The 18,023-nt window shown below is 65.8% G+C and carries 18 protein-coding genes; 12 read left to right on the top strand and 6 right to left on the bottom strand.

Annotated elements, in window-relative coordinates; translation table 11 throughout:
• The first annotated feature begins 95 nt into the window (after positions 1 to 95).
• From PCK14_RS05520 to PCK14_RS05505, 4 genes are all read left to right on the top strand, one after another.
• Positions 96 to 539: a Fur family transcriptional regulator gene (locus PCK14_RS05520; RefSeq protein ID WP_269937472.1), complete on the top strand. Its 444-nt coding sequence runs from the start codon at positions 96 to 98 to the stop codon at positions 537 to 539.
• A 113-nt stretch (positions 540 to 652) separates the two neighbouring features.
• Entirely contained in the window at positions 653 to 898 is a 246-nt protein-coding gene (locus PCK14_RS05515) for a hypothetical protein (protein ID WP_269937471.1), read from the top strand.
• Between the two features lie 118 nt (positions 899 to 1,016).
• On the top strand, positions 1,017 to 1,466 hold the full coding sequence (locus PCK14_RS05510; RefSeq protein WP_269937470.1) for a hypothetical protein: 450 nt from the start codon (positions 1,017 to 1,019) through the stop codon (positions 1,464 to 1,466).
• Positions 1,467 to 1,550: 84 nt separating this feature from the next.
• The gene (locus PCK14_RS05505; protein ID WP_269937469.1) at positions 1,551 to 2,159 is read left to right on the top strand and encodes a CueP family metal-binding protein; all 609 of its coding nucleotides are present in this window, start codon (positions 1,551 to 1,553) and stop codon (positions 2,157 to 2,159) included.
• Between the two features lie 81 nt (positions 2,160 to 2,240).
• On the opposite strand, the gene uriT is transcribed toward PCK14_RS05505, so the two are convergent.
• The 3 genes from uriT to PCK14_RS05490 form a co-directional block, all read right to left on the bottom strand.
• Complete coding sequence (gene uriT, locus PCK14_RS05500) at positions 2,241 to 3,662, bottom strand: uridine transporter UriT (protein WP_269937468.1); 1,422 nt, start codon at positions 3,660 to 3,662, stop codon at positions 2,241 to 2,243.
• A gap of 91 nt (positions 3,663 to 3,753) precedes the next feature.
• On the bottom strand, positions 3,754 to 4,629 hold the full coding sequence (locus PCK14_RS05495) for a carbohydrate kinase family protein (RefSeq protein ID WP_269937467.1): 876 nt from the start codon (positions 4,627 to 4,629) through the stop codon (positions 3,754 to 3,756).
• A 35-nt stretch (positions 4,630 to 4,664) separates the two neighbouring features.
• Positions 4,665 to 5,576: a pseudouridine-5'-phosphate glycosidase gene (locus PCK14_RS05490; protein ID WP_269937466.1), complete on the bottom strand. Its 912-nt coding sequence runs from the start codon at positions 5,574 to 5,576 to the stop codon at positions 4,665 to 4,667.
• A 119-nt stretch (positions 5,577 to 5,695) separates the two neighbouring features.
• Between PCK14_RS05490 and PCK14_RS05485 the strand changes: the two genes are divergently transcribed.
• On the top strand, positions 5,696 to 6,598 hold the full coding sequence (locus PCK14_RS05485; protein ID WP_269937465.1) for a LysR family transcriptional regulator: 903 nt from the start codon (positions 5,696 to 5,698) through the stop codon (positions 6,596 to 6,598).
• Here PCK14_RS05485 and PCK14_RS05480 read toward each other — a convergent pair.
• Entirely contained in the window at positions 6,595 to 7,938 is a 1,344-nt protein-coding gene (locus PCK14_RS05480) for an MFS transporter (RefSeq protein ID WP_269937464.1), read from the bottom strand. The two genes, PCK14_RS05485 and PCK14_RS05480, sit on opposite strands and share 4 nt — an antisense overlap.
• A gap of 218 nt (positions 7,939 to 8,156) precedes the next feature.
• On the opposite strand from PCK14_RS05480, the gene PCK14_RS05475 reads away from it, so the two are divergent.
• Positions 8,157 to 8,534 carry a VOC family protein gene (locus PCK14_RS05475; RefSeq protein ID WP_269937463.1) on the top strand — a complete coding sequence of 126 codons (378 nt, stop codon included), beginning with the start codon at positions 8,157 to 8,159 and terminating at the stop codon, positions 8,532 to 8,534.
• A gap of 458 nt (positions 8,535 to 8,992) precedes the next feature.
• Here PCK14_RS05475 and PCK14_RS05470 read toward each other — a convergent pair whose 3' ends face one another.
• Positions 8,993 to 9,661 carry a GAP family protein gene (locus PCK14_RS05470; protein WP_269937462.1) on the bottom strand — a complete coding sequence of 223 codons (669 nt, stop codon included), beginning with the start codon at positions 9,659 to 9,661 and terminating at the stop codon, positions 8,993 to 8,995.
• 123 nt (positions 9,662 to 9,784) lie between these two features.
• On the opposite strand from PCK14_RS05470, the gene PCK14_RS05465 reads away from it, so the two are divergent.
• Complete coding sequence (locus tag PCK14_RS05465) at positions 9,785 to 10,093, top strand: ArsR/SmtB family transcription factor (protein ID WP_269937461.1); 309 nt, start codon at positions 9,785 to 9,787, stop codon at positions 10,091 to 10,093.
• Entirely contained in the window at positions 10,090 to 10,479 is a 390-nt protein-coding gene (locus PCK14_RS05460) for a VOC family protein (protein ID WP_269937460.1), read from the top strand. Before PCK14_RS05465 ends, PCK14_RS05460 begins: the two co-directional genes overlap by 4 nt.
• A gap of 7 nt (positions 10,480 to 10,486) precedes the next feature.
• On the opposite strand, the gene PCK14_RS05455 is transcribed toward PCK14_RS05460, so the two are convergent.
• A complete protein-coding gene (locus PCK14_RS05455; RefSeq protein ID WP_269937459.1) occupies positions 10,487 to 11,233 on the bottom strand; it encodes a dienelactone hydrolase family protein in 747 nt (248 codons plus the stop codon).
• 138 nt (positions 11,234 to 11,371) lie between these two features.
• Here PCK14_RS05455 and PCK14_RS05450 point away from each other — a divergent pair, with 138 nt between their 5' ends.
• The 4 genes from PCK14_RS05450 (at position 11,372) to PCK14_RS05435 (ending at position 18,010) form a co-directional block, all read left to right on the top strand.
• Positions 11,372 to 12,958 (top strand): ABC-F family ATP-binding cassette domain-containing protein, encoded by a 1,587-nt coding sequence (locus PCK14_RS05450; RefSeq protein ID WP_269937458.1) that lies wholly within the window; start codon positions 11,372 to 11,374, stop codon positions 12,956 to 12,958.
• 275 nt (positions 12,959 to 13,233) lie between these two features.
• A complete protein-coding gene (locus PCK14_RS05445) occupies positions 13,234 to 15,474 on the top strand; it encodes an HNH endonuclease (protein ID WP_269937457.1) in 2,241 nt (746 codons plus the stop codon).
• Positions 15,475 to 15,600: 126 nt separating this feature from the next.
• Entirely contained in the window at positions 15,601 to 17,541 is a 1,941-nt protein-coding gene (locus PCK14_RS05440) for a penicillin-binding transpeptidase domain-containing protein (RefSeq protein WP_269937456.1), read from the top strand.
• A 193-nt stretch (positions 17,542 to 17,734) separates the two neighbouring features.
• On the top strand, positions 17,735 to 18,010 hold the full coding sequence (locus tag PCK14_RS05435; RefSeq protein WP_269937455.1) for a DivIVA domain-containing protein: 276 nt from the start codon (positions 17,735 to 17,737) through the stop codon (positions 18,008 to 18,010).
• Positions 18,011 to 18,023: the final 13 nt, after the last annotated feature.

Genomic DNA, 18,023 nt, shown 5'->3' with positions numbered 1-18,023 from the left:
CGGGACAACACGGGAACCCTCGGCGCAGGCGCCTGGTGATCAAAACCACCGGTCAGTTAATTTTAGTAATTCAAAACAACTGCTAGAATTGAGGCATGGCACAGGACATGCAGCGGGACACCCTCGAGGGCCGGCTCAGGTCGGCGCAGCTCAAGGTGACAGCACCACGCCTTGCGGTCCTCGGAGTCCTTTCCGGGCATGGGCACTTCGATGCAGAGACCGTCTTTTCATCAGTGTCCGCGGCACTGCCCAAGACTTCGCTGCAGGCGGTCTACGGCGTGCTCTCAGCACTTGTCACGGCCGGACTCGTGCGCAAGATTGAGCCCGCGGGTTCGCCAGCACTCTACGAAGCCAGGGTGGGCGACAACCACCACCACCTGGTCTGCCTTGGCTGCAAGGCCGTTGAGGACGTGGACTGCGCCGTCGGCGAAAGCCCCTGCCTGACGCCGTCGAACACGAACGGCTTCGCCATCCGCACGGCCGAGGTCACCTTCTGGGGCCTCTGCTCCACCTGCCAGGAAGCCACGGCTTCCGCATAACCTGCTGCGCAGGCAGCCCAACGATACAGGCGGCGCCCCACCGCGCCTCCGCCACAAACAACCACGTGGCGCGATCCGTCGCGCCTTCCGTCCGCAACCCTTCGGAGATTTTTATGATGAACACCCTTTTCAGCCCCCAGGTCCGCCACTTCCAGGCCAACGATTCCAACGGTGGAGGGTCCACGGCCCACCAGCCCCTCGGCGGCAGCTACGTCACCACCCGGGCCCCGCGCACCGGGCCAGTTGGCAGCTACGTCACCTCGGATGCGGCCCGCCCGGCCCGCGCAGGCAGCTACGTGACCACTGAGGCACGGCCGTCGGGCGTCCCCGGCAGCTACGTCAGCGCCGCGCAGGCGTAGCCCGGGCGGATGACCGCACCTTCCGCGCTTGCCCGAGGGGTTCTGCCCACGGTTGTGGGCGAAAGGTGCGGTTGTGCGCGAATGGTCCGGCCACGCGGGCTTAGTAGACTGGTGGGACATGTTGCCAACTCCAGCAAGCCGCGCCGGGGGCAGGTCCGGGCCCGCCTCCCGCTTTGTGCTCGCCGGACTTCTGGCGGCCGTGCTGATTGCCTCAATGCTGGCCATGCACTCAATTCCTGCCAACGCCATGGCCATGCACGACGCCGGCACGCACCCAAGCGCCACGGCCCACCCGGGTGCAGCACACCTGGGCGCGGCCCAGCAGGCAGCGGCCGCCTCCCCTGAACCAGGGCCTGCGGGTACGGCCTGCGCCGGCTGCCCTCCGGACCACCTCATGGCCGCGGGCTGCATGGTGTCCACCCACCCCACCTCTCCTTCCCTGTTCCAGCCAGCCGTGGTGGCAGGCAGCAGGTCAGTGCCGGTGCGCGCGGGGCCCGAGGCCCCGGCGTCAACGGCAATCCGGCCACGGGCACCCTCGCTCCACCTTCTCTGCATCAGCCGCACGTGATGGGCAGGGCCCAAACGCCAACCGCGTTTCGGCTCCCACGCACCCAGATCGCACCGCTGACAACGAAGCAGAAAAGAAACCATCATGAACTTCAGCAACACCCGTGCCCGCCGTTCCACGAGGCTTGCCGCAGCCCTCGCCGCCGTCGTGCTTCTGGCGGGCTGTTCAACGCCCCCGCCGACAGAAACGCAGGCCACAGCCGTCCAGGACCAGGGCCTCGTGGCCGAACTCGGCTTCGGCGGCATGGACGCCAAGGCGATCATCGAAAAACTGGACAGCACGCCACTGGCTGGGCGCAATGCGGACCTCATGGCCTCGATCCGCCCAGGTGAGCTGGTGCTGGCCGACGCCTCAAGGCGTGAAGCCAGCGTGCCCATGCCCAGCGGCGAGTTCTACGTTTCCGTTGCCCCGTATATGGAGCAGACGCACAGCTGCCACTTCCACAGCCTCACCACGTGTGTGGGGGAGTTGGCGAACCAGGACGTGGAGGTGACTGTCGTGGACAGCAAGAGCGGCAAGGTTCTCATTGAGGGAGGCCGCAAGACTTACGACAACGGCTTTGTGGGCCTGTGGCTGCCGCGCGGCATCGACGCCACCCTGACCATCAGCAGCGGGGGCAAGAGGGCCACGGCGGAAGTGTCCACCAAGGGCGCTGACGACGCCACCTGCCTCACCACGCTGCAACTCCTCTAGGGAAGCAGGCAAGCAAGAATCCCCCTGCCGGCACATGCTGGCAGGGGGATTCTTTGTGGAAGGAACTACAGGTGGAACGTACTACTTGCGGGCCACCTCAACACCGGCGTCGGTGGGCCGGGGGATCAGGAGGGAGACCAGGAACGCGCAGACAGTGATGGCCGCGCCGACCAGCATGGCCATCATGTAGCCGGTGGTGGCATCGGCGGCGTTGGCCTGGATGGCCGGCATGATCGCGAAGCTCAGGCCGGCACCGAGGCCGAAGGAGGCCGCGTTCATGCCCGGCAGGAAGCCCGGGTTTTCCGGCGGTGACAGCACCACACCGAGCCCGTTGAGCATGATGTTGGCCATGCCCGCGTAGGTGATGCCCAGCAACAGCGTGCCGCCAATGAGGAACGCCAGGTTGTGCGTCCCGGCCAGCGCCAGCACCACGATGCCCACAGTGCTGCCGACCAGGCCGATGCGCAGGATTGTCAGGTAGCCCAGTGTCGAGGCCAGCCGCCCCGAGAACGGGCCCATGAGCCAGCCGAGCAGGGCGTAGGGGGTGAGCAGCAGCACGGAGGCGAGGTCGGCCTTGAGCCCAAAGCCAGCGTCCGGGTTCTGTGCCAATGACATGACGATGCCGTTCACGGTGGCAAACACGCCAGTCATGGTCAGCGTGGTGGTCAGCAGCATGGCCCAGGTGGAGCGCTTCTTCATGAGTGCCGGGGTGGCCAGGGGCTGGCGAACAGCGCCCTCGATCTTCCAGAAGACCACTGCCGAGACGGCGGCGCCGGCCAGCAGGCTCAGCACCAGGGGCAGGCTCATGGCCGCACCCTTGCCCAGTTCGTTCACTGCGCTCTGCAGGAACAGCACGGCCACGGCAAGGGCCAGCACGCCCCACCAGTCCATCTTGACGCCCTGCGAGGGACGCGAGTCCGGAACGTAGCGTGCAACAAGCACGACGGCGACGACGCCCACCACCGCGATGACCCAGAAGATCGAGCGGAAGCCAAAGGTGCTGGCCAGGAACCCGCCGGCAAAGGCGTCAATGCCGGCAATGCCGCCGTTGACTGCCGTGACCACGCCCATCAGCGTGCCGTACTGCCGGGCGTCATTGACCTTGGCGCGCAGCACCATGAGGCACACGGGCACGATGGCGCCGGAGATGCCCTGGATCACGCGGGCGATGATCAGCACTGTGATGTTGGGGGCGAGGGCGGCAAGCACCGAACCCAGCACCATGACCCCGACCATCAGGACCAGGATCTTGCGGCGGCCCACAATGTCGCTCAGGCGCGGCAGGAACAGGCCAAACAGGGCGGTGCTGGTGAAGAAGGCCGTCTGGGACAGGCCCACGGTGACTTCATTGGTGTGCAGTTCGCCGGCCATGACCACCAGCACGGGGCTGAGCATGCTGGCGTTGAGCTGGAAGGCAACACAGGCCGCGAGCAGGGCCACCATCAGGGAGATGATGCCCTTCTTGTCGGTGGCTGCGGGGGAGGGGCTGGTGGATTTTGGCATGGCTTTGGTAGGCAATGGGTGCGTCATTGGAACCCTTACTGGTTGAAAGCACCGCTCCGGGGAGGGTTGGGAAGTTGGTGGGTGGTGATGCCTAGTGCTGCATGGAGGCGCCGGGGGAGCTGAGCACAAGAGCGGCGTTGGCGTGTCCGCCGACGCATGCTGACTCCAGGTCCCGCGTGGCCAGGTACTTCGAGAGGAACCCGGCGGCAAAGGCGTCTCCGGCACCCGTGAGGTCGCGGACATCGGTGACCGGCGGCACGGGGACGGTGATCTTGCCGGCGGGGCCGCCCAGGACCACTGTGGGGTCGGCGCCTGCCTTCGTCACCACAATGGTGCCGGGCAGCATCCCAAGGTTGGGGCCGGCGTCGCCCTTGGTGCACAGGCCCAGGAACTCGGACTCGCTCTGGTTGCCGATAATGAACTCGGGTGCCAGCTCCGCCATGAGGGCCAGGAAGCGGTCCACGCCGTAGTGTTCGAGCATGCCCGTGGAGGAGGCATCCACGGAGACCAGGATGCCCCGCTGCCGGGCGCGGCGGATGAGTTCGGTGACGGCCTGGCCCACGGGGTCGCCGTTGAAGGTGTAGCCGGGCACGTGGAGCAATTCGAGCCCGTCAAGCCATTCATCCGGCACATCCTGGAGCAAGGTGGCGGCGCCGCGGTAGGGCAGCATGGTGCGCTCGCCGTCCTGATCTATGAGGATGACGATTGTGCCCGTGGTGCCGCGGCGCTGCACGCGGACGTCGATGCCGTCGCCGGCCAGGCCCTTGACGAGCGATTCGCCGAGGGCATCCTCGCCCACGCAGCCGATAAACCGTGTGGGCCCGAGGCGGGTGGCGAATGCCGCAACATTGGCAGCGCTCCCGCCGCGGGTGTGGAAGATTTCCACGTCGGTGTCAGTTCCGTGCCTGATGGGTTCCCCCAGCCACACGATGACATCTTCCACGAGGTCTCCAACGATTCCCAACACGATTTATCCGGCCTTTACCTTGAAATGTTCTTGAATTACTTGGTCAGCGAGGTGGCGAGCTGGCCGCCGAGGGCAACGTTGCCGCGGTAAACGTCAATGTTCACCTCGAGGCTGCGGCCGTTGGTGTCGCGCTGGATGAAGTCCAGCAGGAACGGGGTGCTGGCGTTTCCGCCGATGCCCTGGCGGTCCAGTTCGGCCCAGGCTCGCTTGAGGATGTCTTCCAGCTCTTCCGGGGGAAGCTGCTTGTCCTCTGCAACCGGGTTGGCCAGCAGGACCGACTGGGGCAGGGCGAACTCGTCGCGTGCCTTGATGACCTTGGCGGCCTCGTCGGTGTCGGCAACCGAGTAGTTGATGGTGAAGCCGGAATCGGTGACGTAGAAGCCGGGGTACTTCTTGGTGCGGTAGCCGATGACCGGGATGTTCAGGGTCTCGAAGCGCTCCAGGGTGGCGCCAACGTCCAGGATGGACTTCACGCCGGCGCTGATGACGGTGATCGGAACCTGGGCCAGGGTGGTCATGTCAGCGGACTCGTCGAAGGTCTCGCCTGCACCGTGGTGCACGCCGCCCAGGCCGCCGGTGGAGAACACCTTGACGCCGGCGTGGTGGGCCAGGAAGGCGGTTGCTGCGACGGTGGTGCCGCCGTGGACGCCCATGGCGCGGACCACGGGCAGGTCGCGGAGGCTGACCTTGTCCATGTTGTCGATCTTGGACAGCTCGGTGATCTGCTCCGTGCTCAGGCCAACGGTGGGCACACCGTTGTACACGCCGATGGTTGCCGGGACCACACCGGCAGCGCGAAGGCTGGCCTCGGCCTCGAGGGCAACCTCGAGGTTGCGCGGGCGGGGAAGGCCGTGGGTGAAGATGGTGGATTCGAGGGCGACGACCGGGCGGTTCTCGCGGACGGCGGCCTGAACTTCTTCGGAAACAAAAATGGCGTTCGAGTTCATCGGAACTACTTCCTGATTGTGCTGTGCTGTGACCACAATTGAGGTCTGTGTCACCAACACTATTTATTCAATCAAGTTGAAACCAGAAACAATAATTGGATGTTTGATAGCTTATGTCTATGAGACTCACTTTGCGCCAAGTGGAGATTTTCGTTGCCGTGGCAGAACACCTGCACTTCGGCCGTGCTGCCGAGGCTTTGCACATTTCGCAGCCCACGGTCAGCCAGGAGGTGGGCCGGCTGGAAAAGGCCCTTGGGTTGCCGCTCTTTGACCGTTCGAGACGCTCGGCGTCGCTGACCCCGGCCGGCGAGGTCATGGCAGCGGAGGGCCGTGCACTGATTGCCCAGGCCGAGGGGCTCGTGGGCCGGGTGAGGCTGTATGAGGACAGCCGGATGCGCCTGGCGGTGGTGGTTGCGTCCCCAAGCGTCATCAACCAGCTGCTGCCCGCTGTGCTCAGCCGCGCAGAGCAGGAGCTGCCGCAGGTCCACATCCAGGAGGCGGCCGTGGACACGGGCGAGGTGTCAGCCACCCTCGACAGCGAGCACGGCGACATAGGCCTGGGCAGGTTCCTGGACGACCTGGAGGGCTTCCGGAAGGAGGTCATTGTCCAGGAGCAGGTGTTTGTGGCGCTGAGCCGCAGCCACCCGCTCGCGGCCCGGACGCGCATCGACCTGAAGGACCTGGATGACCTTCCGCTGCTGTTGTGGCCCAGGGAGCAGAACCCCACCTACTACGACTACCTGCTCAAGGTCTGCACCGACCGCGGCCTGAATCCGATGATCCTGGTCAGCCCGCCGCGGATTGTGGGCTCCCGGCGCTACCTGCTCTCGGAGTCCCGCGCCTTCTCGCTGGTGCCGGCATCCATGGTGGGGCACATGTCAGAGGACCTGAGCACCCTTCCGCTTCAGGAGGAGGCCACTGTGAAACTGGAGATGCAGTGGCGTGCCAGCGACGTCAGGCCCCAGTTGAAGATGCTCCGCAAGCTCATCCGCGAAGAAGCGGCCGAGCTGGGCAAGATTTAGGCGCCGGCCCGGCCCATGCGGCGGCTCGCCAGGCTGAGCAAGGCAAGGGCCAGTGCAGTTCCGGCGGCAATGGCGAAGCCGGTGGTGGAACCAGACTGCTCGGAGACAACCCCGCCCAGGGCCGTAAACAGGGCCTGGCCCACCACGAGCGAGCTGGCCATCATGGTCATGACGGTGGTGGTGCGGCCGCGGGGCGTGCGCTCGTTGGCAATGCTGAACAGCGTCACAATGGTGACGCCGACTCCGGCGCCGGCAGCGGCCAGGCCCAGCGCCATGGTGGCCACCGTGCCGGCCAGCATGAGCGAGCCTGCGGCGGCTGCGGTGATCGAGGCAAAGATCATCCAGCGGGCATGCAGCGGGAACTTTGCGGGGGCGAAGATGATCAGGATGGCCGTGACAACGGATCCAATGCTCATGCCGCCGTACACGATTCCGGTGGAAAGCTCGTGGCCCTGGTCCTTCATGAACACCGTCAGCGCCGTGAGCGTGGAGCCAAAGAAGGCGCCCACAAGGAACATTCCCATGGGCAGCACCATGAGCGGCAGCCGGAACCTGCCGGGCGCGTCCCCTGCCGACGCTGCGCCGGGGATGGCAGGGCCGGTCTCGGCGCTGCCGGTGGGGTGGAGGGCAAACCAGACCACAAACACGGCAGCAATGGCGGCGGCCACTGCCAGCGGGGCGCCGGCGCCAAGTGCCGTCGCGGCCAGGCCCACGGCAACCGGCCCCAACACAAATGCTGTTTCGTCGGCCACGGATTCGTGGCTCATGACCAGCGAAAGCATGCGCAGGCGATGGGTGCCCGAGGTGTTCTTGGTGATGATGGAGACCAGCCTGCTCCGTGAGAAGGCCGCGACCTGAGGGGCGCTGGCACCCACCAGGAAGCCGACGGCGGCAAGGGCCCACAGCGGGGCGCCGGAGTACGCCAAGGCCAGGAAGGCAAACAGGGCGGCCACATTGACCGCCGAGAAGACCAGCAGGACCACGCGCTGGCCGTACTTGTCGGCGAGTGAGCCCACCACAGGCCCCACTGTTGCCGTGCCCACGCCGGCCATGGCGGAAATGAGGCCCGCCTCGGCGATGGATCCACGGACGCTCGCAGTGAAGGTCAGCAGGCCCACCACGGTCATGGCAAAGGGAAGGCGGCTGATGAAGGCCAACGGGAAGTAGACGGGGCCGACGGCGTCGAACAGTTCCCGGGCCCGCGACGGTGTGCGGCGGGGGTTTCCGGAAGCACGCCCGGCCGCCGGTGCCTTGGCGGCGCCAGGCCGAACCCGCGGATCGAGCGTCCCTGCGGCAGCGCCGCCTTCGGTGCCTTGGTTAGCCGCTTTGCCCGTGGTCATGCGTGCCTGCTTTCGTGCCCGGAGAACGAGCCCCCGGAAAATTTTGGGCGCTTGCGCCCGCGTGCCCTGTCCTTCGAGCCTACAAAGCCAAGACATTCGGAACAATAATCACAAATTGGGCTATATATAGGCTAAAGCTATCAATTGCTGTCACGGGCCAGGGCAACTTGTGCCGGCACCCTTTTGCATCCGGGGCTGCGGGCGTAGCGTCTACTCCCATGGACTGGAAATTGGAACTCGTGTTTGTGCCTGTTTCGGATGTTGATCGGGCCAAGGATTTTTACGTGAACAAGGTTGGCTTCAACGCCGACTACGATGAGCGGCCAGGCGGCGGCATCCGCTTCGTGCAGCTCACCCCGCCGGGATCGGCCTGTTCGATCTGCATTGGCGAAGGCCTGACGGATGCCGCGCCGGGCACTGCGCCAAACCTGCAGATGGTTGTCTCGGACATTCAGGCCGCCCATGACCAGCTGGCGGCCAATGGGGTCGACGTCAGTGACGTCGACATCCAAGAGTGGGGGCACTTTGTGTACTTCGCCGACCCGGACGGCAACAAGTGGGCTGTGCAGTACCTTCCCAACCGCCCGAACGGCTGATCGGCGCCAAAAAATACTGAACTCCGCGGCGACCCGCCGCGGAGTTCAGTGCTGCCCGGGGCGTTATGCGCGCCGCCCATGATCGCAACCTCCGGTTGCCCCGCGGCCTGTCCATAGCGGGCTTTGATGACAGCCCAGAATCCGGATTCTACTTCCCGCCGCGGGCCAGCACCGGCCCGCGGCCGGTGGCACGGGCCCGCGGCCGGTGGCACGGGCCCGCGGCCAGTGCCACAGTGCGGCTTGGCGGCCCCGCCCTGTCGCACCCTGTCCACATTGACATCGAAGGGCCAAAGCCCTGTTATCCATCCGAATTCCTGGTTCATCCGACTGCATCCTTGTCATTCCGGGCAGCGGCCGTGCCGTTTTGGCGAACGGCAAAGCCTGCCGCTTCAATGGGTTTTCCAGTGCTTCGGAGCCGCGGCCCCCGGCGGATTGGAATTGCGCGGAATTGCTCTTGCCTAGAAGCTGGCGATTCCGTTGCCCAACAGGATGAAGCCGAAGACCACCAGCAGCAGACCGGTCATGATCGAGTGGTTCCCCTGGAGCCAATCCATGACGGCGACCAGCGGAACCGACATTTTCCGCGGGGCAATGACGTAGCCGGCAAGCGGGATGACCACCGTGGCCGAGGCCAGGAGAAGGTATGCGGCCATGGCCCAGATTTCGGCTGAAGTGGCCAGCTCCGCTTCTCCGATGGCAACGCCTGCCGCCGCCGTGAGGGCCAGGTTCTTGGGATTCGCCCCGGACAGGGCCAGTCCCATGAGAACGCTTTGCCGGGGTGAGTAGGCGCCGGCGGAGGCCATCCAGCGGGGGAGGGGTCCGGCGTCGCCCGTGCCAAAGCGCTTGGCGAACTTTCGCCCGGCCATGGCAAGCAGCGCCGCCCCGAAGAGGATCCGCAGGACGCCGGCAATGGGGCCGGGCTCGCTGCCGGAGCCTGCGAGGGCATCAAGTGCGAACGTCAGGAGCGCGACAATTGCCGCCAGGCCGGCAACCCAGCCGGCCAGGAAAGCCATGCCGTTCGCCCGCGGTCGAGCCGAGCCCAGCAGCAGCACAATGAGGATGATGGGGAACGGGCTCAGTGCCACGCCCATGCTGAGGGGGAGGATGCTGCCAATGACCTCATTCATGTTCGACCCATCCATCCAATTGTCGGGCCGCCATTTGTTGGCGCCGCACAGCATGCACCCACCGTACCGCTTGGAGGCGTTCAGCCATTGACATGCAAGCAGTTACTTGCCTATTGTGGGCGTGTGGCGGACGTATTCAAGGCCCTGGCCGATCCCACCCGGAGGATCATCCTGGACGAGCTGGCGGAGCGGGACGGGCAGACCCTTTTTGAAATCTGCGGGCGCCTGCTCATGATCCACGGGCTCTCGTCCTCGCGCCAGGCAGTCTCGCAGCACCTGGACGTGCTTGAGGCCGCCGGACTTGTTGAAACCAGGCGCGAGGGCAGGTACAAGTTCCACCACATCAACACCAAGCCGCTTGAACCCATCGTGGAGCGGTGGCTCAACAAGGCCGGCACTGCCGGAACAGAAAACACAAGGAGACCGCGATGAGAATCCACCTTACAAGCGTGTTCGTTGACGACCAGGCGAAGGCGCTGGAGTTCTACACCGAAAAGCTGGGGTTCGTGAAGAAGGACGACGTCCCCGTGGGTGCCGACAGGTGGCTGACGGTGGCCTCCGCCCAGGACCCCGACGGCACGCGCCTGCTGCTGGAGCCCAGCGGCCATCCGGCCGTGAACCCGTTCAAGGATGCGCTCGTGGCCGACGGCATCCCGTTCACCCAGTTCGCCGTGGACGACGTCCAGGCCGAGTACGAACGGCTGAGCGGACTCGGTGTCCGGTTCACCCAGCAGCCCATGAATATGGGGCCGGTGACCACAGCGGTCTTCGACGACACCTGCGGGAACCTGATCCAGATTGCCCACATGGCCGGCTGACACACGCCTACTTCGGCGAAAGCTCCTGCGCCAGGAAATCCAGCGTCTTCTGCCATGCGATCCGTGAAGGTTCCGCGCGATACATCAACGGGTTGCTGTCGTTGAAGAAGGCGTGGCCTGCGCCGGGGAAGACGGTGGACCGGAAGTCGACCCCTGCCTCCTGCATGCGGACGGTGAGGTCCGGCAGGTCATCTACGAGCCGGGCATCGTCTTCCCCATAGAACGCCAGCAACGGGCACGCAATGGCGGCAAGCTCGGCCGCCGAATAGGCGGCATGGCCGTAGAAGGGGACGGCCGCCGCGAGCCGCGGCTCCTCCACGGCCAGGGCGAAGGAGTATGTTCCGCCAAAGCAAAACCCCACCACGGCCGTCCGGCCCGCGCCCTCCGGCGTCGAATTGAGGTGCTCAAAGACTTCCGCAACGCCGGCCCTGGTCCGTGCAGCAATTTCGGGGGAGTTCATGGGTGCCGTGGCCGCCCGGATCAGCGGCTGGACCTCAGCCATGGCTGCCGGGTCGGCACGCCGCTCGCCCAGTTCCGCCAGCAGCACTGCGTCCAGCCCGGCCAGCCCCAGGAGGTCCGGGGCCACGGCCAGATAGCCCTCCAGCGCAAAGCGGTCGGCAATGTCCCTGGTGTGCGCGTTCAGCCCCCAGATCTCATGGATCACGATCACCGCACCCCGCGCAGCACCCACCGGTTCCGCCCGGTACCCCTGAAACGCCTGACCCGCCGCCGCAAAATCAACCATGGTTCCCATGGCTCAACACTGGCACCCCGGGCCGGACGGCGCCAGTGGCGCTTCCCACGATCCGCGCCACCGCCTGCGCCCGCACCGGCCGGTAAACTTGGTTTGGGTGTTCTCCGTGCCCTCCCCGCAATCTGAAGGACCACACCCATGAGCTTGATCCGCCTCAACGATGTTTCCGTGCGCTTTGACAAGGTCCAGGTGCTGCGCGAGGCGTTCTTCAAGCTGGAGGCGGGCGACCGGGTGGGCCTGATTGGGCGCAACGGTTCCGGAAAGTCAACGCTCCTGAAACTCGTGATGGACCAGATCGAGCCGGACACCGGCACAGTCAGCGTGGAACTGGGCACCAAGATCGGCTACTTCTCGCAGTTCTCCGAGCTCGACGGCGCCCAGACAATCCTCGAGGTCCTCGAGGAAGTCTTTGCCCACGTGCTGGAGATCGAGGCCGAACTGGCGGGGATTGACGCAGCCCTCGGAGCAGATCCGGGCGAGGCCGAGATGGACAAGCTGATCCACCGCCAGTCGGAGCTTTTTGCAGACATGGACCGGCTGGACGGCTGGGACTACCAGCGCTCGATCGACAAGGTCCTGACCACCCTCGGCTTCAACGAGGCCCACCGCGTGTGCCCCATCGATGACCTCTCCGGCGGCTGGCGGAACCGCGCTGCCCTGGCCAAGATCCTGCTCGAAGCCCCCGACGTCCTGCTGCTCGATGAGCCCACCAACTACCTTGACGTGGCCGGCGTCGAATGGCTCGAAGGCTGGTTCAAGAACTTCAAGGGCGCGGCCATCATCGTCTCGCACGACAGGAAGTTCCTGGACTCCGTGGTCACGCGCATCATCGAGCTGGAGAACTTCCACCTGCACGAATATCCCGGAAACTTTGCCGAATATGTGGTGGCCAAGCAGTTCCGGCTCAAGACGCTTGAGAGCCAGTTTGTGCATGAATCCGAGCTGCTGGCTTTTGAGGCGGAGGGAATCTCTGACCGGCGCGAGGCCGCCAAGGCTGCCTCCAAGGGGCTGGACTCAAAGCTGTCCAAGATCAAGAAGTCCCGTGCACCGCGGCCCGTGGACAAGATCATCACCGAAATTTACGGCGGGCTGCACGTCAAGGATGTGCTGTGCCGGGTGGAATCGCTCAGCAAGTCCTATGGTGAGCGGACCCTGTTCAGCGATCTCAGCTTTGAGATCCGCCGCGGCAACCGCATTGTGGTGCTCGGTTCCAACGGCTCGGGAAAGTCCACCCTGCTGCGCGCCCTGACAGGCGAGGAGCCTGCCGATTCCGGTCACGTCACCTGGGCCAAGGGCGGCGGGCTCGTCTCCTACAACCAGGTCCTGGACGAACTGGACCCCGAGGACACTGTCACCCACGCCGTCAACGCCATGCCTGACAGCCTGGCCTTGACCGCCACGAAGAAGTCGGTCAACCGCTTCCTGGCCATGTTCCAGTTCTCCGAGGCCGACCTCAAGCAGCGCATCGGTGCATTGTCCGGTGGCCAGCGGGCCCGCGTTGCCATGGCACAGTGCCTGCTGTCCGGGGCATCGGTGCTGGTGCTCGATGAACCCACCAACCACCTGGACCTCAACAGCACCCAGGTCATGGAGCGCGCGCTCATCCACTTCCCGGGCGCCGTGCTGGTGGTCAGCCACGACCGCTTCTTCACCGACAAGATTGCCAACCGCAGGCTGGTATTTAACCCGGACGCCCCGGGGACCATCGACGTGCACATGGGGTAGCTGCCGGGCTGGGTGCCGCCGTTGTCCTGATGGACGACGGCGGCACTTGCGTTAAGCGGGCCCCGCCGGCCTGCCCTTGAGGCGGGTGGTCGAGCTGGTGGGGAGCTCGGTGGTCGAGCCTGTCGAGACCCGGACCCGCCGCCCGGTGGTCGAGCCTGTGCCCGGTGGTCGAGCTTGTCGAGACCCAGGACCCGGGAGTGTTGGCCGAATATGTTGTTAGAACATTATTTCTAGATACTATTGCGATTGCATTACGATGGGCGTAGTGTGGGGGTATGAGTATTCCGGTGGTTGTCCCCGGGGACCGGGGCGGTGGCGCTGCACAGGATGTGGCGGCACTGCTGGCCGGGATCACTCTTCCTTCCATTGAACCCTTTGGCACTGACAATGTGGCCTTGGCGGGGTTGCCGGAGTTCATGGTGCATCCGGCCCCTGATCCGGAACCGGCCTCGCAGGCGTCGGTGGCCCGGTCCGTGGTGGCCGACGGGGTGCGGGCCTTGTCGGTGATCAAGGGCCTGGAAGACAAGGTGGCCGCGTGCAAGGCGGCCCTGGTGGATCGGGTGTTGGGCGCGGCGTCGGTGGAGGCCGTGGCGTACAACTTGGACCGGGGGCAGCGGGCGAACGCGGAATCCGGGTGCGTGGCGGAAATCGCGTTGGTGCTGGGCATTGCCGAACGCACCGCCGCCGCCCTGGGACACCGGGCTGTGGCGCTGCAACACCGGCCCGTCACCCGGGAAGCACTGGTCTCCGGGGCGATCTCCTGGCGGCATGTGTGCACGGTCCTGGCCGAGCTGGAGACCCTGGCCGAAACCCCCTCTGTCACCGAGAATGACGTGAAGGATTTTGAGGCGCGGTTGCTGCGTTTGGCGGTGGGGACCACGGCGGGGGTGTTTGCTGCCAAGGCCTGCCGGGCCCGGGAATCCTTGTTCCCGGCGTCCCTGGGCACCCGCACGGCGGAGGCGTTCAGGTCACGGCGGATCGGTGTGGAACCGGGCCGGGACGGGATGAGCTGGTTGAGCCTGCACCTGCCCACGCTCGCGGCGAACGCGATCATGGTCCATTGCACCCGCACGGCCCGTGCGATCAAGGCCAACGCCGCCGAAGCCCAACGCGCCGCCGACGCCCGTGGCGGGAGCGGGGAGGATGTGCGGGAATACCGGACCCTGGAGCAGCTCCGGGCCGACGTCGCCGCGATCCTGCTCCTGGGCCAGGAACCACCCACCACCACCAGCTACACCACCACCAGCACGGGCCCCGGCGCGGGCGGTTCGCCCGTCACTTTTGGTCCGCGCGGGGCTTTCGATCATCCCGGCCCGGACGAGGCGGGCTCAAGGGCCCGGGCCGGTTCCAGCTTCTTCCCGACCGGGCAGCACCCGCCAAGGGACACCTCCGCCACCGTCACTGGTCGTGGGGGCGGCAACGACTCGGCCGGCGGGGATGTGGTGTTTGGGCAAAGGTCTGCCTTCGGCGTCACCGTGACGGACGAGGAACCACCCTGGCAACACGCCCGCCCAGACCCGCCGCCAGACGCCAGCCCGCAGCCCACCCTTCCCCAAGTGCCGGAGGGCGCAGCCGTTGATGCTGGGACCCCACTCGAGGGGACCATCCTGCCCGCAGGCGGCCCTAGCCAGGGCACTGACACCGCCGGGGAAGCCGCCCCCGACCAGGAGGGGGATGCCGGGGAGGATGTGCCGGTGGCCGGGGTGGTCGTCGGGGACGGGTCCGGCTGGGTGGACGGCGTCGTGGACGGCATCCTCGAACACCCCCAGGCCGAGTACCTGCAACAACTGGCCGACTTGGCCAACAACGTGGTGCTGGCGGATCCGCCACTGCCCAAAGCCCTGGTCCTGGTGACGGTCCCGGTCCTGGGCTTGCTGGGCCTCACGGACGAACCCGCCGAACTCGACGACCGAAATGCTGGGCCCGTGCCGATGGGCATCGCCCGGAAACTGCTCGCCGGATCCTCCACGTTCCTGCGGGTGCTCACGGACCCGATCAGCGGCGAAGCGCTGCCTTTGGAACCGGAACGCTACACACTGCGCGACGCCGAGAAAGCCGTGCTCCAGGCCATGGCCGGCGGCTGCTACTTCCCGAACTGCACCAACCCCGTCCTGGTCACCGACCTGGACCACGTAAAGGCCTTCGCCCAGGGCGGGAAGACCACGCCGGGGAATCTGCGCCCGGCCTGCGCCCAGCACCACCGGCTCAAGCACTTCAAGGACGACAAAAACCGGCACGGGACACCCCGCCGGATCGCCGAGCCCTGGCGCACCGGCATCCGCCTGCCCGGCTGGACGCCCAAGCCCTGCCCGGACGGGCGCATCGGCTGGATCTCACCCTCAGGCAACTACCACCCACCCCAAAACACCGAACACCCACGCCCCGCCTACCCCAAATGGCTCAAAAACCACATCACCAAAGCCCTCCAGCAAGACGGACAGAACGGCACCCCGGATGCCCCGGACGTCCCGGAAACCCCTGACACCTCCGGCCAGCCAGGCCCCGCAGGCACCTGAAACGCCCGGATCCAGCAGCCAGGCCCCACCGGATAGTGATCCGCGGAACCACACCGGGCCACCCCGCATCCGCAGCACCCAATTCACCCGCGGGTAGGCTGAAGCAAAATCACCGTAAGGAATCCCATGATCCGTCGCGTTGCCGTTTTACTTCTTGCCTTTTGCCTCGTCCTGGGTGGTGCTGCCTGTTCCGCCCCCGACGACGGCAGCTCCACAGCGGACGCCCTTGCCAAGGCCCTGACGGGGCACACGGTCGGGGACCTGTCCTTCAACGTGCCGTCGGCCGACGTGCAAAAGGAGCTGACCGAACTGTCAAAGGGCATCGATCCTCTCTGGCCCACCGTCACCGTTGGCGAAGTGGTGGTCCAGGAAAACTCCGCACGGGTGTCCCTGAACTACTCATGGAAAATTCCCAACGTCGAGAAGGCGTGGACGTATTCCACGGGTGCCGACATGACCCGCAGCGGAGATTCCTGGACCATTGCGTGGACCCCGGAAATGGTTCAGCCGAAGTTGGCGGCCGGTGAGCGGCTCAAGATCAGCACCACCTACGGCCAGCGTGCAGGCATCCTCTCAGCAGATGGCCAGGCCATTGTGAAGGACCGCCCGGTGCACATTGTGGGCCTGAACAAGGAAGGGTTGAGCGACGCCCAGGCGGAGGCATCAGCCAAGGAACTGGCAGCGGCACTGGGCATCGATGAGGCTGGCTATGTGGCAAAGGTCAAGGGCTACGGGCCGGTGGCCTTCGTGGACGCCATCACCCTGCGTGAGGACGCCTTCAAGGAGCTGGACCAAAGCCGCATCAAGGGGATCAAGGGCATCCTGGTCACGGATGGCACCCTCCCCCTGGCACCGTCGCGCACCTTCGCATCCGCCATCCTTGGCACAGTCCACGAGGCCACGGCAGAGGACATTGAGAAGTCCGAAGGCAAGGTCGTGGCCGGCCAGATTGTTGGATCCGGCGGCTTGCAGCAGTCATTCGATGCCCAGCTGTCCGGTACGCCCGGAGTCACCATCAGTGCCATTCCTGCACCGGCCTCAAGTGGCGCCACGGACTCGCCCACTGCCGCTGCCGAAACACCCGCCGTTGACCCCAATGCTCCGGCCAAGGTCCTGTTTGCCGTTGACCCGACGGATGGCAAGGACCTCAAGACCACGCTCGTCCAGGCCCTGCAAAGCTCCGCCGAAGGTGCGCTGGCCGGGGTGAAGTCGCCCAGTTCGGTGGTTGTCATGCGCCCGTCCACGGGAGCCATTTTGGCTGCGGCCAATGGTCCGGACAGCAATGGCTACAACACAGCTTTTCTGGGCCAGTACGCCCCTGGGTCCACATTCAAGATCGCCACGTCCCTGGGCCTGTTCAGGACTGGCCTCAACCCGGGCTCCACTGTTCCCTGCACCCAGGAATTCACCGTTGACGGCAAGAAGTTCCTCAACGCCCCGGGCTATGCCGCGGACGCCACGGGGGACATCTCCCTGACAACCGCCATTGCCCATTCCTGCAACACGGCCTTCGTTTCGCAGTTTGAAAAGCTGCCCCAGGACAAGCTGGCCGACGCCGCGGGTGCCCTGGGCATCGGCATGGAAAACGACCTCGGGCTGGATGCCTACATGGGCAACGTCCCCCGTGATTCGGCAGGCACGGAGCACGCCGCGTCCATGATCGGGCAGGGCAAGGTGCAGGCATCGCCGCTTGCCATGGCCGCCATGATGTCCTCGGTGGTCAAGGGCTCTGCCGCCGCCCCGGTGCTCATCGACGGCCGCGAAGGCAAGGCCAAGCCGGCCGAGGGTGCCGCCCTGACAGCAAAGGAAGCGGGGGATCTGCGCACCATGATGCGGGCCGTTGTCACGGACGGATACCTCACCATCCTGGGTGACCTGCCCGGCGCCGAGGCCATCGCGAAGACCGGAACTGCCGAGTACGGCACGGACAACCCGCCGCGCACCCATTCCTGGGTCATCGCCGCCCAGGGCGACGTAGCCGTGGCAGTCTTCGTCGAGGACGGCGACCTAGGTGCCGTGACGGCCGGGCCCATCGCCAGGGCCATGCTGGCCGCGGCCGCAGGCTAGGAACACCCTGGAAGCACGACGGCGGCCGGTGGCCGGGAGCGCAAGCCGCCCGCCGTCGTCGTGCTTGAGGACGCCGGGGGTAGTTTCGCGCCAACCGCAACATTCGGGGACATTTTGGTGATTCCGGATTATGGTGGGCGTGAAACTACATATGCAGGACAAAGACGTCCGGCCCGTCGGCAAAGGAAGCACAATGCACAGCTCCGAGATAGCCAAGGCACATTTTTCCACCACGAAGTTTCGCGAGGGCTACGTCATGGATGACGTTGACTCCTACCTGGACAAGGTCCGCACGTCCCTTGAGAGCTGGGAGTCCGGGGTGCCGGGAGAGCTGACGGCCGACGCCGTGGAGCAGTCCCGCTTTGCCCTCACCAAGTTCCGCACCGGCTACGTGGAGGACGAGGTGGACAACTACCTCGACGAGGTGTCGGCAACGCTGCAATCCTTCGAGGGCAGCCAACACCCCTAGCCAAAGCCCGCCC

This window comes from Arthrobacter sp. HY1533, from assembly GCF_027568515.1.
GTDB lineage: Bacteria > Actinomycetota > Actinomycetes > Actinomycetales > Micrococcaceae > Specibacter.
The sequence above is the reverse complement of the archived record's forward strand: the minus strand, read 5'-3'. Positions and strand labels throughout refer to the sequence as shown.

Bases quoted from the DNA above. Each gene is read 5' to 3' on its own strand.
- PCK14_RS05520 (WP_269937472.1), top strand. From the start codon at position 96: ATGGCACAGGACATGCAGCGGGACACCCTCGAGGGCCGGCTCAGGTCG.
- PCK14_RS05515 (WP_269937471.1), top strand. From the start codon at position 653: ATGATGAACACCCTTTTCAGCCCCCAGGTCCGCCACTTCCAGGCCAAC.
- PCK14_RS05510 (WP_269937470.1), top strand. From the start codon at position 1,017: ATGTTGCCAACTCCAGCAAGCCGCGCCGGGGGCAGGTCCGGGCCCGCC.
- PCK14_RS05505 (WP_269937469.1), top strand. From the start codon at position 1,551: ATGAACTTCAGCAACACCCGTGCCCGCCGTTCCACGAGGCTTGCCGCA.
- uriT (WP_269937468.1), bottom strand. From the start codon at position 3,662: ATGCCAAAATCCACCAGCCCCTCCCCCGCAGCCACCGACAAGAAGGGC.
- PCK14_RS05490 (WP_269937466.1), bottom strand. From the start codon at position 5,576: ATGAACTCGAACGCCATTTTTGTTTCCGAAGAAGTTCAGGCCGCCGTC.
- PCK14_RS05485 (WP_269937465.1), top strand. From the start codon at position 5,696: ATGAGACTCACTTTGCGCCAAGTGGAGATTTTCGTTGCCGTGGCAGAA.
- PCK14_RS05480 (WP_269937464.1), bottom strand. From the start codon at position 7,938: ATGACCACGGGCAAAGCGGCTAACCAAGGCACCGAAGGCGGCGCTGCC.
- PCK14_RS05475 (WP_269937463.1), top strand. From the start codon at position 8,157: ATGGACTGGAAATTGGAACTCGTGTTTGTGCCTGTTTCGGATGTTGAT.
- PCK14_RS05470 (WP_269937462.1), bottom strand. From the start codon at position 9,661: ATGAATGAGGTCATTGGCAGCATCCTCCCCCTCAGCATGGGCGTGGCA.
- PCK14_RS05460 (WP_269937460.1), top strand. From the start codon at position 10,090: ATGAGAATCCACCTTACAAGCGTGTTCGTTGACGACCAGGCGAAGGCG.
- PCK14_RS05455 (WP_269937459.1), bottom strand. From the start codon at position 11,233: ATGGGAACCATGGTTGATTTTGCGGCGGCGGGTCAGGCGTTTCAGGGG.
- PCK14_RS05450 (WP_269937458.1), top strand. From the start codon at position 11,372: ATGAGCTTGATCCGCCTCAACGATGTTTCCGTGCGCTTTGACAAGGTC.
- PCK14_RS05445 (WP_269937457.1), top strand. From the start codon at position 13,234: ATGAGTATTCCGGTGGTTGTCCCCGGGGACCGGGGCGGTGGCGCTGCA.
- PCK14_RS05440 (WP_269937456.1), top strand. From the start codon at position 15,601: ATGATCCGTCGCGTTGCCGTTTTACTTCTTGCCTTTTGCCTCGTCCTG.
- PCK14_RS05435 (WP_269937455.1), top strand. From the start codon at position 17,735: ATGCACAGCTCCGAGATAGCCAAGGCACATTTTTCCACCACGAAGTTT.